Genomic DNA, 16,465 nt, shown 5'->3' with positions numbered 1-16,465 from the left:
AACGGCCCGAGCCTTAAGCTCGAGCCGTTTTCTCTTTGATTGGGTGGTAAGGCAGCCGCATCGGCGACAGCTGTCCCTGACCGTAATGGACGGTCCAGGTGATCACTTTGCCGGCGATCAGCACTGCCAATATGGTAAACATCGTTTCTTTGAATGGTAAATATAACAATGAGACCGTCAGCACGACCGCATCCATGATAATAAACATCGTACCGATCTTAATGCCGGACCACTGGCTTAGCAGCATGGACAAGATATCGTCCCCGCCGCTCGCTCCGCCGGCCCGCAGTACAAGTCCCGCCCCGAAACCGGTGAGAAGACCCGACAATAATGCGGCCAACGGCAGATTGCCGTGCAGGTTCATCGTCAGCGGCGAGAATTGCTCGCACAGCTCATAAACCAGCGAAAACGTCAGTGATGCCACCACCGTATTCATCACGAACCGATGGCCCTTCAGCCACCAAGCAAGCACCACGATCGGCAAATCGAGTGCGATCATGGTTAAGGCCGGAGGCAGGTTAAACAAGTATTTGCCAAGCAACGCCAGGCCAACAAATCCGCCTTCCGACAGTCCGTTCTGAAAATTGATGTGGTAATACGTAAACGCCAATAAACTAGACCCTGCTAACATCATTAATAACCGAGTACCGTACGTTTGCCATCTTGCTTTTGTCCTCATTTGGAATCCCTCTTATCGTAGTTTGGTTGACCATCCGGCAACACCCTACGGAGTGAGTCCATGAGGAGTTCATCCTTCGCATGATTTCACGCTTCTTTCGTAGGTTTGTCGCCGAAATACCGACTAGCTACGAAAGGAGCTAAGTATAAGAGAGATCACAACGTTTCCAAATCGTCCTTTGGGATTTCGTCCTTCGGGGACACATGGTATCCTGATCCTTTCTGTTAGAATTTCTTCTATTCATATTATATCACAAAACGAATCATGACTCCACGGGACAGACGACAAGCTATTTTATTTTCTGCGAACAATGTGATAGATGTCATTGCATTTTAGTAGCAGTTCACACTTTGGCAATTTTCGATGTGACGAAAGTCACCTTTTTACGATTCAAGGCTTCCTATACTGAGGTGGAACGAAAAATCAAGGAAAGAGGGTTCACCGATGCTTGATTCAAAAACGATCGAAGTCATTAAATCCACTGTGCCGGTTCTCGAAGTTCATGGACAAACGATTACGAAAACCTTCTATCAGACCATGTTCAAAAATCATCCCGAGCTGCTGAACGTGTTTAACCATGCCAACCAACGCCAAGGCAAACAGCCTACCGCGCTGGCCAATGCGGTGTATGCCGCCGCGGCGCACATCGACCGCCTGGAAGAGATTCTTCCTGTCGTTCGCGGCATTGCCCAGAAGCACCGCGCGCTAGGAATCCAGCCGGATCAATACCCGATTGTCGGCGAGAACCTGCTCGCCGCCATCAAGACGGTGCTGGGTGACGCCGCCACCGAAGAAATCCTCGATGCTTGGGCCAAGGCGTATGGCGTCATTGCGGACGTATTTATCAGCGTAGAAGCGGAGATGTACCGCGAAGTCGAGCAGAAAGAAGGCGGTTGGCGCGGATTCCGCCGCTTCATCGTTGACCGGAAGGTTAAGGAGAGCGAGGTCATCACCTCCTTTTATCTAAAGCCGGAGGACGGCCAAGCGATTGCCTCCTATGAACCGGGGCAATACATTACTGTCCGTGTGAAACCGGAAGGCCAGGAGTTTACCCATCTGCGCCATTACAGCCTGTCCACGGCACCGGGTAAGCCACATTATCGGATTTCGGTGAAGCGGGAAGATGCCGCCGAAGATCGCCCGGCAGGCATTGTCTCCACCTATCTGCATACCCGCATCGGAGAAGGCGACGTGCTCGAACTTAGCGCGCCGGCTGGCGATTTCACGCTGGATCAAACGTCGAACCTGCCGCTCGTGCTGCTAAGCGGCGGCGTTGGTCTTACGCCGATGGTCAGCATGCTGGAAGCGGCGCTGCAAGGCGAAACCAAACGCGATATCGTCTATGTCCACGCCGCTCGCAACGCGAAGCACCATGCGATGAAGGAGCATATTGCCGAGCTCGCACGGATCAACGACAATCTGCGTGCCTACACCGTATATGAAACGTCAGAAGCCGGCGAAGGCTGCGACAAAACCGGCTATATCGATCTGCCTTGGCTGAAGACGATTACGACAGCTGACAGCGACTTTTACTTCTGCGGCCCGGTTCCGTTCATGAAGGCGGTTCGCCGCGCCTTGAAGGAATGGGGCGTACCGGACGAGCGGATTCACTTCGAATTTTTTGGCCCGGCAGACAGCCTGGAAGATACGCTCAACTAACAGAAAATCAGCCTTGAGACATACAAAAAGCGCGGACAGCAGGAGGAACCTCCCGTTATCCGCGCTTTTGTTCGTGAAGCCGGTTTACGACCGGTCGTGACCATGGCTGCGCAGCAACCGGTTCACCGTCTCTCGCCGTACGCCGATCAGCTGTCCGATCTCTTCTTGAGTCAAATAATCGGTCAAAGGTACGCCATGAGCATGCTGTCCCAGCCATTTCGTCAGCAGCTCCAGACGTTCAGCCGGCGTCCCTATCGTCAAATGGTCAAGCCGCTCCTGCATGAACCGAACCTTCTCCTGCAACAGCTGCGCGACCTCCAGCGGCTTCTTCGGATCCTCCTGAAGCTCGCGATACCATACCTGCGCAGGGATCGCTTCAACCTCGCTGCGCATGAGAGCGATCGCCGTCCCGTGCACCTCTTTCGGGGTAATCAAGGAATGATGCGGTACCGTTTCCCCCGGGTACAAAATATTAAACAAAACCATGTTCCCGTTCGGGTGCAGACGCGTTACCTTAAACAGCCCGCTCTTAATATGGTATAGAAAAGAACCATCGTCCCCTTGACGGAACAAGATTTCGCCTTTATGTAGGATCATGCCAATCTCTCCATTTCCACAACTGCCAATTAGTTTTATTATAGCAAAAACAGAGAAGACTGTCCTAACCAAGATCAAAACAAAGGCTGTCCCCGTCTATTTCTATGGGGCAGCCTTCTGTTATTACGGCCCATTGAGTTTACGATGCCAAGCTTCATAGCTGTGAACGGCAATGCCGGCAAACGATCCGTGCCTTTTCCCCAGCTCCTCCAACCTTTTCATCTCCCGGTCTAGCGAAGCAAGCGGCTGATCATGGAAGGAAACGCCGGGCCCTTCCCGGCTCTCGCCCAGCTCGACGCCCACCCAGACCCGTTTCTTTTGCCGATCCGCTTCATTCAGCGTCCGCTGCGAGATTTCATAGATGCGACCTGCGGCATCCCGGTAGGCCATAATTGCCAAATAATCGAACTGATCTACCATCCAATCGCCCAGCGGCAGCTGCAAGGCCCCGCTCGGGTGGTCGATCCGATCCAGCCAGAACGGAACGGCCGCACCGATCGCAAGATCGTTATATCTCGCCTCTTCGGTCCAGACGCGGACGCCCTCCATCCACTGCTCTACCACGGCTTCTTGATCCTTCTGCCATCGGTCCAGCAGGTAGGGCTCAACGTCCAGTTGGACGCCGGCAAACCGCTCCTCCGGCTTCCCTTCCCGGTTGAAGTCGATCACCCATTTCAGAAACGCCTCGGCTTCATCCCGGTGCTCCCGCAGCGCCCACTCCGGATGACCGCTTAAGGCATGCACCTGGATGCCTGCTTGGGCGGCAGCACGGATGAAGCTGCGGTAACTGTCCTGCTCCACCCCGCTGCCAATTTGCAAGAAGATCGTGTCCACACCCTGCCCGCGGACAAAGTTCAGCAGCTCACCCGGTTGCTGTTCGATAACCTTCGTCTCCCAAATCCAGGTCGCCTTCGCATGTGAACCCGATGGCCGGATAAAGGCCAATAACATAAGCAAAGCCATCAACAGCATCCCGCCAAGCGCAAGCAGGGCCGGCCGCTTGCTTCCCGACAACGCCCGAAGGCGGACGAAGATCGGTTTTTTGAGCATCAATCCTCGTATCCTTAACCTACGATCAGCGCTGGGGACTCTTCCTTGATATGCGCAACGGAGTGGCCGATCTTATACACATGCGGCAGCGGATAATCGCGGAACGCATTGCGCGTATCCACGATCGGCACGCCGAGGTGAGCGATTCCTTCATAATCGAAGTTGCTGTGATTCGTCACCAAGACGATGCAGTCGTAGGCTTTGAATTTATCGAGATCGTATTCGACGCTGTGCACCACGCCGCCGGATTTTTCACGGAAGCTTGTCGCATACGGGTCGTAATAGTCCACCTTGGCGCCGCTGTCCTTAAACAGCTCGTACACGGACAATCCCGGCGATTCGCGCAGGTCGGCGATATCGGGCTTGTACGCCATGCCAAGGATCAAGATGCGGGATTTCTTAATCGATTTGGCGTATTCGTTCATGATTTTGGACGTTTTATTCACGACATAATAAGGCATGTTGTCGTTGGTCGACTGCGCCAGCTCGATGAATTGGCTGTAGAACCGGAAGCCCTTCGCTTTCCAGCTCAGGTACATCGGATCCAGCGGGATGCAGTGGCCGCCGATGCCTGGTCCCGGATAGAACGGCATAAAGCCGAACGGCTTGGTCTTCGCCGCGTCGATGACTTCCCAAATGTCGATGCCCATGCGATCGCACATCATGGCCATTTCATTCACAAAAGCGATATTCACGCTGCGGAACGTGTTCTCCAGCAGCTTGGACATTTCCGCCACTTTAGGCGAGGACACAGGAACAACCGTTTGGACATATTGGGAATACAGTGCCGTCCCCAAATCCAAGCAAGCCTTGGTGGTTCCTCCGATGACTTTCGGCGTGTTGTAGGTATTAAATTTCGGATTGGACGGATCGACCCGCTCCGGCGAGAAGCAGAGGAAGAAGTCCTCGCCAACCGTATAGTCCAGCTTCTCCAGCTCGCGCTGAATCAGCTCTTCCGTCGTCCCCGGATAAGTTGTGCTTTCCAGCGTAATCAGCATGCCTTTTTTCATATACCGCTTCAACTGATCCACCACGGTGACGATATAGGAGGTATCGGGATCCTGATTTTCACTCAGCGGCGTCGGCACGCAGATGCTGACTGCGTTAATCTCGGACAATACCGCGTAATCCGTGGTTGCCTGGAATCGCCCTGTGGCCATCACTTCGGCCAGAGTTTCGGACGGGATATCGTGAATATACGATTCCCCGCGGTGGATTTTCTCGATTTTCGCTGTATCCAGATCGATGCCCACCACCCGGAATCCTTGCTTCACCATTTCCACGGCCAGCGGCAAGCCGACATAACCTAAACCCACTACGCCCAGTACGGCGGTCTTCGATTCAATCGCATTCATCAGCTTCTGGTAATGATTGTTCACAGGTTTCTACCTCCATTATGTTCTCTATATTGGAATCAGATATTATTGGATGCAACGGCGAATTCGCGCGTCGAGTTCAACCGGGGAGAACGGCTTGGTGATATAATCGTCTACCCCGTTTTGGAAGCATAAGCTGATCGTTTTCTCGACCCGCTGCTCCGTTAACACAACGATTTTAGGCATCTGCTCGTTGCCGACCTTCTGAATTTGATGGATATACGGCAGTCCATCGATCCCGTAAAGGTTCAGCTCCGTCAGCACCAGATCCGGCTTCCAATCGGCAATCAAGTCCAGGGCGGTCAAGCCGTTATCGGCTGTCATCGTTTCATAGCCCTGCATATTCAGCCGGATTTGAAGGAATTCGCGTACCGCCGGATCCCCTTCCACGATTAGGACTCGGCTTTTGACAACCAGCATGTCAGCCTTGGTAAAAATATAAATATCATCGGAGTAATTCTGTTTGGCTTTTTCCTCGATTTGACTCAGCACCTGCGGGGTAATCGCTGCCTGCGAAGTGAAGCTGGCCAGCGCCATCCGCGGACGGTAATCGGCAATGCGCTCCTGCAGCTGCTGCTTCAGGCGCAAGCCTTGATAGTGAACGGCATCCAGTGTCAGGCCTGGCAGCAGTACCGCCACGCTTCCTGGCTCATCCCCGCTCCATACATCAAACTGAAGTCCAGGTTCAGACTCCAAAATTCCCCGCACCTGGGATGCCACGTAAGAGGGGCCGCCTGCGGAATAAATGAATACCACCCCGTTTACCTCGCTGGCTGTTTCCCTCACGCGTTGCCCCATGCCGGCGTATAAGCCGGATTGTTCCGTTTGGTTATGCAGTGCTGTCAGGTTTGACATCATTCATTCCCGCCTTTCTTCTTCCGTAAGTTTATCCTTAAGTTTGGTTACTTCTTGGATCCAAGCCTTCCTTTGCCCTATCATCTCCTTTCCGGCAACCGCCGCAAAGCGGGGGAGGGAGCTCCCCGATCCCTAGGCTGACTTGGCCGGCTTGGCTGTTTTGGCAGCCGAATCTCCTTTGTCCTGCCAGCTTTGACGGGTCATCGTCCCCCAGGAGTTGTTATTGCGCATGAACTGGATATGTCCCTGAATGCGCCACAATCCCCCGAGCTGCGCGTAACCGAAAAACTTTAGCGCCGAGAACAACAACAGCTTGCACAAATCCGACAGCTTGTCGAAGCGTTTGAACGCCAGTTCCTCCAGTAAGAGCGCCCCGATACTGAGCACGTAACCGCTGAGGAAGTTGATCAGCCAGAAGATCGCAAGAATCCGCCAGTGCGTCATGTCCATCAGCGTGTACCCAATCAGGGCGAGTAACCCCGTGATTTTAAAATAAGGGTTCAGTGCTTCAAAAATAATGTTGTACGGCATCGTCAGAAGCCCCATCACCTTGTATCTCGGATTAAAGGCCATGTCGTAGTTCTCGATCATGTTCTTCAGGTTCCCGCGGCCCCAGCGCTTGCGCTGGTTCGACAGAATCCGGTACGTGTCCGGCGCTTGTGTCCAGCACACCGCTTCCGGACAGAAGGCGATACGGTACTTCAGCTTGTTCTCCAGCATGTACCGATGAAGTTTAATGATGATGTTCATATCCTCGCCGGGATACCCGCCGCGATAACCGCCGACGGCAATAACGTAATCCTTGCGGAACAGGCCAAACGCTCCCGAGACGATGATCAGCCCATTGATGGAGCTCCAGCCGATCCGGCCGCCGAGGAACGCCTTCAAGTATTCCGTGGCCTGGAACATCGGCCAGATTTTGCGAGGCAGCGAAACCTCTTTCACTGCCCCGTTCTCAATCACGCAGCCGTTGGCAATCCGCACGTCGCCGCCGATGGCCACCGTTTCCTCCGGATTTTCCATATACATCCGGGCCATCCGGATCAACGCGTCCTTCTCCAGCAACGAGTCGGCATCAATCGAAGAAATGAGCGGATAATGCGCCAGGTTGATGCCGGCATTCAGCGAATCGGCTTTACCGCCGTTCGGTTTGTCGATGACGTACAGATGCGGGTACTTCGGATTGTGGTACACCGCCGTAATCGGCTGACAGTCGATCGTGTGACGAACGTCTGGATTCTCTAGCGGCATCAGCTCAAATTCTTCCCGCAGCACGCCCAGCGTGTTGTCCTTCGATCCGTCGTTAATAACGATAACTTCATAAGTCGGATAGTTCAGGGTCATCAAGCATTTCACGTTCTCAATAACCGTGAGTTCCTCATTAAAGGCAGGCACCAGCAGCGAGACCGGCGGTACCAGTTCAGAACCGGACAGCGTGTTGTATTTCGAATAGGCCGCCCGGCGGAAGATCGTCAAAATTTGGCGGAACGAGAACGTCATAATCGAAAAATAAATCAAGTTAACCGACATGACGTAATACGTCGCAAACAGACCATAAATCAGCAAAATATCTCTAAGCAGTGGTCTCCCTCCTCTCAAGCGCAAACGCATAACGCCCCAGCGCCGGGACTTGCCCCGGCATTTCTTGGCCGCGCATCGCAGCCATCGCCACCTTCACCAGATCCGGATTGTCTTCCTTCATCAACTGAAGCAGAAGCCGGCTGGTGTCAAGCCGCGTCTCCATCAGAATGTCAGCGGCGAGATGGTGAATCGGTTTGCCATGACGCAACAGATAGACCAGCATATCTCTGAGCTGCTGCTCATGCTCCGCGCTCTTGGCAATTGAGCGGGCAATGACGATGCTCAGCGGGCTGTATTTCTGATCCTTCAGCATCGTGAGCAGCCGCGGCACCGCCTCCACCGCCCGCATCCCGCCAAGCCGGTAGGCGGCGGCGATCCGCCGGCCGTAGAACAAGCTGTCGAGCAGCTTCAGGTCCTGCTGGACAAAGCCAGCGTTGTAACATAATGCGATCAGCTTCTGCTGCAGATCGCCCTTAAATTGTTCGATCCATTCGGTTACCCGCTGTTGGATCACCCGCCGTTCCAGCTCAGTCAGCTTGCCCGGCGGCAGCGGAAGCTCCTCAGCATCGCCCAAATGAGCCTGAAGGAACATGAAATAGTCTTGGTGCTTCTGCAAGTATTCCTTCGTTTTACGCTGAATGCGCAAATGCCGGATTTTTAAGTAAAACAAGAGCAGTATGCCTATGCCGATCAGCCCCAAGCATACATAAATAAAGGCAATTGCCAGGCCAAGATGCTGACCCGCCATCTTCATTTCCTCCTCTCGGCGCCTGGTTATTCTCCCGTGGTCCTGCGATCTGGCAAGGTGCGGTAGAACGCCTGCAAGGCGTAATAACCGGACTTAAGCCGTTCGGTGTACTGCACGGTTTCCCAAGGCTGCCATACGTATTTGGGGAACGTGTCCAAAGCAACGTTCTCCCCGCTGTCACCGTGATCTGTGCCCGATTCACTTCGCTCCTCAATCCAAGGCACGAAGGTGATGCCGTCGGTCTCGGTCGTCGAGAAAGCGAGGTCCTCCTTCAAAGGCCGGTAGTCGATGACCTGGCGCGAGCTGGGATCCGCGAAGCCCAGCAGCATCCAAGGGATGCGCAGTTCTACCTCATTGCCGCTGTACTGCCAAGAAGCAAGTGAGTTGAAATCACCGCTCCCCGGGTCGGTTGTGCCGCGAATCAGCTGACCGACGGTCATGTCCTGAAACGGATGGGCCGATCGGGTATCAGGAGGCGTCATGGTCAAGCTGACCGCCAGCTTCCAGGGTTGAAACTGCACGGTTTGCTCCTCGGTGGGATCGTCCAGCATCCAATACCCGTACCGCCCATAAAGCCGGCGGTGGAAATCGTAGCTTGGCGCCACCCGCACTTCGGTCTCCTCATCGCTCCCGATATTTACGATCGCCTCGAGGCCGTCGTTTAACCGCAGCCCCGGCATCTCCGACACCGGCTGGTTGCCGCCAGGTTGCGTATTCGCACCCAGCCGGATCAACCGCTTAGCAGGGGCGAACGGCTCGCTGAGCCGCAGCCCGACATAAACGTAAGCTTCATCGTGCGTTACCTGCAGCCGGTCGATTCCAGCCGCTGGTTGATCCCAGGCTTGGACCTCTCCCTCCGGCAGCGCGTCCCAATCGTCCAGCTTGCCATCGATGATGAGGTCGTCTTCTTTCCCGGGGCCCATGGCCAACAGGCCAAATTGTTTTTCGTTGGTGAGCACATTCAGCCAAAAGGCGCGCCGATCCTCTGGGATCTCAAAGCGCATCGTATTCCACGTCTTCTTAAACCATTCGTCCTGCCACATGAACAAGATCGCGCCGGCATACCCGGTATCGTAAATATCCTTCGTCAGGGAGACGTTGATTTCGCCTTGCTCTTGTTCGTTGTGGCCCCCCTGGTTCCGCCCCCCTCGGCCGAGGTGGGAGACGCCCAGCGAAGACGGGACGCCATATTCGGTAATCATAACCGGAATGTCCTTATAGTAAGCTTTGAGCTCCTGTAAGTAAGCTTTATAGGTGTTGTAATCCCCATTTCCGTCCGGAATCGTCTCGAGCGTCTTATCCAGATGGAAAAAGTCGGGATAGTACGGATACGCGTGATAAGCAGCGAAGTATCCTGCTTCCCATTTCACCGGCCGAATATGGGTGGCATCCACACTGGCCAGATCCTCCTCGAACAACGGTTCACCAGGATGCTCCAGCACATCCGTGGTCACCCAATTCGTAAACGTGATCGGATGCTCCCAACCGTAAGCCCGCTCCTTCTGAGCCGTGTCGTCCACCAGCTCCGCGAGCCAGCTCTCAAACGGGGTTGCTTCCTCGGTCGCCGCAAAATACTGTCCTTGATACGGCGTAACATCCGCGTGCTTGCGGTTCGTATTATCCACCATTTCCGGGTCCCATTCGGTGCCGATATGCCAAGCCATGAGATAAGGAGCGGCGTTGGCGGTATATTTGCCGCCCGATGTTCCCGGCTGCTTGGGCACCTTCAAATCGCCGTATACAGCTTTGACCGCTTTTTCAATTTCCTTGTGAAAGGCTTCCTTGATCCCCGGAATATAAGCGTCCTGCTGCTCAATGAGCTGCTCTTCCGGCGACCAGATCCCTTGAATGAAATAGAGGGGATCCTTCCCTTTGTCCCGGTTGTATTTGACGAGCGCCTTGTAGAACACCGGGTTATGCACCGTATAAATACGAATGACGTTTGCGCCCATATCGTCAATTTGTTGGAACCAGCGTAAGTAGTCGTCTTCCGTGATCGGAAATTCCCCAGGAAAATGTCCCGGCACCGTCGCCCCCAGGTTGACGCCTTTGACGAACAGTTCCTCCCAGCGGCTCTCGCCGTCATAGGCGAGAAATTTGTCCCCTTCGGTGCGGAACTTCAGCTCGGTTCCGTCCTCTGCCGCATAGCTGTAATGGGGCGGCGGCCAGTTTAATACGACCAGCACCACGCAGCCTGCGATCAAGAGGCCTGCCAGAACGAGCCCGATCGCTAATCGTTTCTTCGCTAATGTCGTCATCGGATTTACCTCTTAGTTCACCTCGCTGTTCTTCTTCTCGTGCACGTTCCGTTTAAGATCGGTGCCCCTGCTGTGTCTGGCCTCCAATGAGCAATAAGGGCAGCAACCTTACGTACGGCCGCTTTTCTATGCAGCTATGCAGGTGATGATGCAGTATGGCCGATTCGCACCTCCGCTTCTCAAAATCACTTTTAATCATGAACCAACCGGACCTGTCGTGTAACTAGGCTGTTGGGAGTGTTTTACAGTTGGGCCTGTTTTCCGGGGGGATACGGATTTTCGGCACCCTTGTCCGGTTGGTTCATTTCGTGATAATAGACGTGCGAAATTCATCTAGGTTTCGCTCAATTTTTACACCCTTTTCCATAATGGTTACAAAATTGATACCAAAGTCTTGTCCGAAAATCGCGTCATTCTGCGGTTTTTCGCGATTTGCTTCCGTTACAGCCCCTCACAAAAAAAGCTTCCCAGGTCCCAGCTTGGGACTATCGTTTTTTCAGCATCTCGGAAGACGTTTTTGCGTCATGCCATCCTGACTTGATCGGCGACTTCCTTCCTAAAAAATGACGTTTTCCCGCCCACTCCCTTCCGATCCCAGCCCATCCATTTTTCACCTTCCGTTAAATCGGGTAGGAGGCTACCCATTAATTGGGCAGCCGACCTCCCACACCACCGTACGTACCGTTCGGTATACGGCGGTTCCATTAGGAATGCGCAGTAACTTGTCGATAATAATCAGAAAAGAAAAGGAATCCGAGGTTCTTCAGCCTATTGTTACCGAGGGACTTCGAGAGGATTGGGCTATTGGAGATTCTCCAATAGCCCTTTCTTGTGTTTGCGTATTCCCACGCCTTCTGTTCATGAATTCCGAGCGATATAAGCCTTTCGAGTTTCGTCCTCACTCGTTTCCATTGCTTCCAGAAGACCATTCGGATACGCCTTCTCATCCATTTATCAGTGGTTTGGAGTAGTTGTTTCATGTCAGCAAGCTTGAAATAATTTACCCATCCCATGATGTAACGCCTAAGCTTCAGCGCCCGGTCGGTGTTGCCCATTCCGTTGCTTCTCGACGTTAGCTCTTTCACTTTAGCTTTCATCTTGGATACGGATTTGGGATGGATTCTGACCCGCGTTTCCCCTTTGCTCTGGTAGAATGAGAAGCCAAGAAATTTAACTTTTGTCGCATCGTCCACGATCGTTTTCTCCCGGTTTACCTTGAGAAACAACTTCTTCTCGATGTAAGGGAGAATTTTCGTCAGGGTACGCTCCGCACTCCTCCTGCTCCGGCAGAATATGAGCATATCGTCTGCGTATCGCACGAATCGATGTCCTCTTGCTTCCAGTTCCTTGTCCAATTCATTCAGCATGATATTGCTGAGAATCGGACTTAGGTTCCCTCCCTGCGGTACGCCGATTTCCGTGTCCTCAAACTTATGCTTCACGACGACTCCCGCCCGGAGATACTTATGGATGAGCGAGATCACTCGTCCGTCTTTGATCGTTCTTGAAAGCACTTCGATGAGCTTGCTTTGGTTGACGGTGTCAAAGTATTTCTCCAAGTCCATATCCACCACGTAACGATATCCCTCTTGCACGTATTGTTGGCTTCGTTTCATCGCGTGGTGTGCGCTCCGTTTGGGTCGGAATCCGTAGCTGTTGTCTGAAAACTGCCTCTCATAAATTGGCGTAAGCACTTGGGCGATTGCCTGCTGGATGACTCGGTCAACCACTGTTGGAATGCCAAGGTTTCTCTTCTTTCCGTTCTCTTTGGGAATCTCTACCCTTCGAACGGGATTCGGGCGGTACTTGCCGCCCAAGATCAGTTGCTTGATGGTCTCGCCATTGTCTCTGAGATATTGTAGAAGTTCATCTACTCCCATCCCGTCGATTCCGTGCGATCCCTTGTTCGCTTTGACTCTCTTGAATGCTTCGTTCAAGTTGTCCCTGCTAACGATTTTCTCAAGCAACCGGTCCTTCGACTCGGTTGCGTTGGTGTCGTCGGTTTCGGTTATCCTCGCAGGACTGTGCACTCCCGCATATCCTTCGTGTTCCGCACTATTCTTTTGCAGAGAGTCTTCCGTTGGAAGTTGGCTGCCCTTGGCTCCTGTTTCGGTAACTTTCATTGACTTCACCTCCTAAGGTTCAGCCCTTCCCTCGAACCGTCGACTGTTCGCAGTACTATGGCGTCTGCTGACTTCTCATGATAAATCTTGTTTCAACCGTGATTCGAAGTGTATCTCCTCACGTCCATGAGACCTCCCACGGTAAGACGATTCACTTTCCTTCCATATACCCACATCATTTACATTGGTACGTCCGTGTAGTTAATTGGACTTCGTCTTGTTTAGCAGACTCATCCCGTATCCTATGCCTGATGATGTTCGTGTTCCTTGGGCCGGAAGTTTGCCTCCAGCTTCCTTTGGATTCCACCTCGCGGTGGACACCCTTGCTCTTGGCTAGTGGTTGGTAACTACAAACCCCCACAGTGGACTTTCACCACCTAGTTAATCGCCATGCGTGGCACACCAAAAAAAGCTGCTGATCCGCCAGCGGCAGATCAGCAGCTTCATTGGTTTTACTTTAGCTTTGCACAAATTTACTCGTCGTTAATCCGGCGAATCGATGTCGGCTCCAATAATATCCGCAAACGCAATCCCTTCTGGTCCAGACTCGGTCTGAAGGCGCGCCCGTCGTGCCCCGGGATCGACTCTCGGCACAGTTCCTAGGACCTCTCGCCCCTGCCATTCCCAATGAATCTTATGGTTTGACAGCTTTAATGACTGCCGAGACGATATAGTCTTCTACCTTCGACTCAGGAACCCAATCTTTAATAAACGTCCGGGATTCCTCGTTTGGCTCGACTGCGATATCCTTAAATCCACTTTGTGCAAGCATCGTTTTTAGTTCGTCAACCGACGAAGCTCCGGATATGCACCCTGAATATAAAACATCCAGGTCGTTTTTGATTTCCGCCGGAAGCTCTGCCGTTGTGACAACATCGGAAATGGCCAGACGCCCGCCGGATCGCAGGACACGGAATGCTTCGTCAAAGACTTGCTGTTTATCCGGCGAAAGATTGATGACGCAGTTGGAAATGATCACATCCACCGTTTGATCCGGGACCGGTAAATGCTCGATCTCCCCTAGCCGAAAATCCGTGTTCGTGAATCCTCCTTTGACGGCGTTGCTGCGAGCGCGACTCACCATTTCCGGCGTCATATCGACCCCGATCACATAGCCGGTGTCCCCAACCTGTCGAGACGCCAGAAAACAATCGAAACCGCCGCCGCTGCCAAGATCCAATACGACTTCTCCCGGTTTCAGCTCCGCGATGGCTTGCGGATTGCCGCAACCTAAGCCAAGGTTCGCGCCGGCCGGAACCGCCGTTAATTCTTCAGTAGAATAGCCCAGCTGCGAAGATACGCCATTAGCCGATCCGCAGCAGCTTGAAGCTGGTGAACAGCACGAGCCTGACTCCACTTCTTGCAAGGCGATTTCCTTATACCGGCTGCGTACATTTTGGCGAATTTGATCATTCTTTAATTGATTCATGAATCCTCTCTCCTTCATTTTAAATATTTGCAAATTGCAAGTATTATAGAAAAAAGACACCCTCAAAAAGGGGCTGAACAGCATTGGCTGGATTTCGCCATCGCTTCGTTTAATAGTTTGATCGAGCGTATGACCGTATCTTTTTCAAAATCGTTCATGTGTGAAAAGATTTCGTTGAAATAGTCATTCATTTGCTGGTCAATCGCCCCCGCAACATATTTGCCTTCCGTCGTTAAGGAAAGAAGATGCACCCTCCGGTCGTTTGGATCGGGCGTTTTCTTGACTAAATTCATCTTGATTAACGATTGGACCTGTCTGCTAAATGTCGTGATATCTGTCCCTAATGTCTCTGCTACTTGCTGAATAGAAGGCTTATGCTGACGATCAATTTCGTAAAGGATATGGCTTTGAATGACGGAGATGTCACAGCCGCCGGCAGAACAGCAGTTTTTATTCAGAAAGCCAAAGCGACGAGTCATGATTTGAAATAATTCACGTACATTTTCCACATTTTCCACGGTGCCTCACCTCTCATGAAACAGTTATACCGCATTTATTTGCAATTTGCAAGTATTAACTTTACCTTTATCTCAGGAAATGGGTTATGAGGAGGGCGTAAATTTCGGTATTGACTTTTTTTAATACAAATAACAATATGGTTATATGGTTTTAATATGGGGTGATAATCATGACAATGGAATTTGAAAAGATAGCGGATATTCTGAAAGCTCTAGCCGATCCGACAAGGTTGAAAATCCTCTCTTTGCTCCGTATTCGCGATTGCTGCGTGTGTGAACTGGTTCCCATCTTTAACATTTCCCAGCCAGCCATTTCTAAACATGTAAGCCGTCTAAAAACGGCTGAATTGGTCCGCGAAACGCGAAAGGGGCAATGGGTGTTCTATTCGATCAACGAGAAGCGGTTAGAGGAAATTGGTTATGCTCTGTCCCATTTGCCTGATCTGTCCGAGGAGCTGCGGAAATTGGAGCAACGAGGAATGACAGTTACATGCGAGTAAAGGGAGTGTACAGTAATTGAGTAAACAAAAGAAAAAGCGACTCTCATTTCTGGATCGCTATTTGACGTTATGGATTTTTATTGCGATGGCGATAGGAATTGGCTTGGGTTACGTATTTCCTAACTTTGTCGCCGGTTTGAATGAATTTCAAGTTGGAACCACGTCGATACCGATTGCACTTGGCCTTATTTTAATGATGTATCCGCCGCTGGCGAAAGTACGATACGAAGAAATCGGCCGTGTCTTTCGAAATGGCAAAGTGTTAACCATTTCATTGATTCAAAACTGGCTTATCGGTCCGATCTTAATGTTTTTCTTGGCTATTATTTTTCTCCAAGGCTATCCGGAATATATGGTCGGCCTGATTATGATCGGTTTAGCCCGTTGTATTGCAATGGTTATCGTTTGGAACGATTTGTGCAGAGGGGATGCCGAGTACGCGGCGGGACTCGTTGCTTTCAACTCGATCTTTCAAGTTTTGTTTTACTCTGTCTACACCTATATCTTTGTTACGATTTTGCCGGGATGGTTCGGGTTGGAGGGCGTCGTTGTTGATATTACGATGGCCGAAGTCGCCAAGAGCGTGTTTATTTATTTAGGGATACCGTTTTTGGCCGGGATGATTTCGCGCTATTCGCTTGTGAAGGCAAAAGGGCGATCCTGGTACGAAACGGTCTTTATTCCGAAAATCAGTCCCATTACACTTATCGCATTGCTGTTTACGATTATCGTCATGTTCTCGCTGAAAGGCGAGATGATCATCCAATTGCCTTTGGATGTCGTGAGGATCGCGATTCCGCTATTGATTTACTTTGTCGTTATGTTCCTGATTTCGTTCTTCATGGGCAAAAAAGCCGGAGCTGATTATCCGGTGACTTCTACACTGGCATTTACCGCCTCGGGGAATAACTTTGAGCTGGCAATCGCTGTTGCCGTTGGGGTCTTTGGAATTCATTCCGGCGCTGCATTTGCGGCCGTGATCGGACCTCTTGTAGAAGTCCCTGTGATGATTGCCTTGGTCAACGTCGCGCTCCGATTTCAGCGAAAGTACTTTTCGAAGGAAGCAGCTTAACATAAACAGGAGGAATCATC

14 protein-coding genes are annotated in these 16,465 nt (G+C 51.9%); 3 read left to right on the top strand and 11 right to left on the bottom strand.

Annotated elements, in window-relative coordinates; genetic code table 11:
- Window positions 1-13: 13 nt before the first annotated feature.
- Window positions 14-679, bottom strand: a complete 666-nt coding sequence (locus tag ACL02P_RS03920) for a YitT family protein (RefSeq protein WP_323076849.1) — start codon at window positions 677-679, stop codon at window positions 14-16.
- A gap of 444 nt (window positions 680-1,123) precedes the next feature.
- On the opposite strand from ACL02P_RS03920, the gene hmpA reads away from it, so the two are divergent.
- Window positions 1,124-2,338: an NO-inducible flavohemoprotein gene (hmpA, locus tag ACL02P_RS03915; protein ID WP_412836850.1), complete on the top strand. Its 1,215-nt coding sequence runs from the start codon at window positions 1,124-1,126 to the stop codon at window positions 2,336-2,338.
- Window positions 2,339-2,422: 84 nt separating this feature from the next.
- On the opposite strand, the gene ACL02P_RS03910 is transcribed toward hmpA, so the two are convergent.
- The 10 genes from ACL02P_RS03910 to ACL02P_RS03865 form a co-directional block, all read right to left on the bottom strand.
- Window positions 2,423-2,935 carry a Crp/Fnr family transcriptional regulator gene (locus ACL02P_RS03910; RefSeq protein WP_412836849.1) on the bottom strand — a complete coding sequence of 171 codons (513 nt, stop codon included), beginning with the start codon at window positions 2,933-2,935 and terminating at the stop codon, window positions 2,423-2,425.
- 123 nt (window positions 2,936-3,058) lie between these two features.
- A complete protein-coding gene (locus tag ACL02P_RS03905; protein WP_412836848.1) occupies window positions 3,059-3,985 on the bottom strand; it encodes a hypothetical protein in 927 nt (308 codons plus the stop codon).
- Between the two features lie 14 nt (window positions 3,986-3,999).
- Window positions 4,000-5,340, bottom strand: coding sequence for a nucleotide sugar dehydrogenase (locus ACL02P_RS03900; RefSeq protein ID WP_407673974.1), 1,341 nt, complete (start codon window positions 5,338-5,340; stop codon window positions 4,000-4,002).
- A gap of 66 nt (window positions 5,341-5,406) precedes the next feature.
- Window positions 5,407-6,219 carry a response regulator transcription factor gene (locus tag ACL02P_RS03895; protein ID WP_009225286.1) on the bottom strand — a complete coding sequence of 271 codons (813 nt, stop codon included), beginning with the start codon at window positions 6,217-6,219 and terminating at the stop codon, window positions 5,407-5,409.
- A gap of 129 nt (window positions 6,220-6,348) precedes the next feature.
- Window positions 6,349-7,746, bottom strand: a complete 1,398-nt coding sequence (locus ACL02P_RS03890) for a glycosyltransferase family 2 protein (RefSeq protein WP_036624697.1) — start codon at window positions 7,744-7,746, stop codon at window positions 6,349-6,351.
- Window positions 7,747-7,789: 43 nt separating this feature from the next.
- Window positions 7,790-8,545, bottom strand: coding sequence for a hypothetical protein (locus ACL02P_RS03885; protein ID WP_127575100.1), 756 nt, complete (start codon window positions 8,543-8,545; stop codon window positions 7,790-7,792).
- Between the two features lie 26 nt (window positions 8,546-8,571).
- A complete protein-coding gene (locus tag ACL02P_RS03880; protein WP_260070908.1) occupies window positions 8,572-10,803 on the bottom strand; it encodes a hypothetical protein in 2,232 nt (743 codons plus the stop codon).
- Between the two features lie 704 nt (window positions 10,804-11,507).
- The gene (ltrA, locus tag ACL02P_RS03875) at window positions 11,508-12,926 is read right to left on the bottom strand and encodes a group II intron reverse transcriptase/maturase (RefSeq protein WP_036646752.1); all 1,419 of its coding nucleotides are present in this window, start codon (window positions 12,924-12,926) and stop codon (window positions 11,508-11,510) included.
- A gap of 634 nt (window positions 12,927-13,560) precedes the next feature.
- A complete protein-coding gene (locus tag ACL02P_RS03870) occupies window positions 13,561-14,355 on the bottom strand; it encodes an arsenite methyltransferase (protein WP_323076856.1) in 795 nt (264 codons plus the stop codon).
- A 62-nt stretch (window positions 14,356-14,417) separates the two neighbouring features.
- Window positions 14,418-14,864 carry a MarR family winged helix-turn-helix transcriptional regulator gene (locus ACL02P_RS03865; protein WP_260070927.1) on the bottom strand — a complete coding sequence of 149 codons (447 nt, stop codon included), beginning with the start codon at window positions 14,862-14,864 and terminating at the stop codon, window positions 14,418-14,420.
- Between the two features lie 185 nt (window positions 14,865-15,049).
- Here ACL02P_RS03865 and ACL02P_RS03860 point away from each other — a divergent pair, with 185 nt between their 5' ends.
- Both ACL02P_RS03860 and arsB read left to right on the top strand, forming a co-directional pair.
- Window positions 15,050-15,373, top strand: coding sequence for an ArsR/SmtB family transcription factor (locus ACL02P_RS03860; protein WP_016311641.1), 324 nt, complete (start codon window positions 15,050-15,052; stop codon window positions 15,371-15,373).
- Between the two features lie 16 nt (window positions 15,374-15,389).
- Window positions 15,390-16,445 (top strand): ACR3 family arsenite efflux transporter, encoded by a 1,056-nt coding sequence (arsB, locus tag ACL02P_RS03855; protein WP_260070906.1) that lies wholly within the window; start codon window positions 15,390-15,392, stop codon window positions 16,443-16,445.
- The last annotated feature ends 20 nt before the right edge of the window (window positions 16,446-16,465 follow it).

The organism is Paenibacillus sp. MB22_1 (assembly GCF_047200555.1).
GTDB lineage: Bacteria > Bacillota > Bacilli > Paenibacillales > Paenibacillaceae > Fontibacillus > Fontibacillus phoenicis.
This window is presented reverse-complemented; position numbering and strand designations above follow the sequence as displayed.